General features: G+C 42.3%; 1 protein-coding gene. It reads right to left on the bottom strand.

Annotated features, from left to right (window positions below):
- Positions 1-74: 74 nt before the first annotated feature.
- Positions 75-423: TerB family tellurite resistance protein (locus A3738_RS10010; RefSeq protein ID WP_068763584.1), on the bottom strand; the 349-nt coding region annotated here is incomplete at its 5' end.

Here is a 423-nt window from a genome sequence, read left to right as displayed (position 1 = left end):
TTGGGCGTGAACAAAGCTAGGCACTGTATTTTCAGGAAGTTCTGCGCGTGCGCCCCGATGTCCAATGATATACGTCATGGTTTTGCTACATGCTTTGCTTCTGTGAACCTAGCGTGATCAAGATAAACGAGTTCGGCCACTCGGCGAATAATGTGCTCTTCGTATTTGTCTATTGATCCATCAGCATAAGCTATTTTCCATAAGCCAACGATGAGAGCGAATTTGTCTTTCTCTTGCAGATGCTCGTGAATGGTTGAGGTAAATTGGTGCAAAGAAGTTGAGTCATGCGCTGATTGCTCAGCATCTTTGATGATATCTGAAATGGTTGCATCGTCTAGGCTAAAAAGTTCTTTGCCAAGCTCTTTGATTGTGATTCGTTCATTTTCATCAAAGTCATTGTCGATATTAGCGATGATACACATT

This window comes from Oleiphilus sp. HI0066 (genome assembly GCF_001635725.1).
This window is presented reverse-complemented; position numbering and strand designations above follow the sequence as displayed.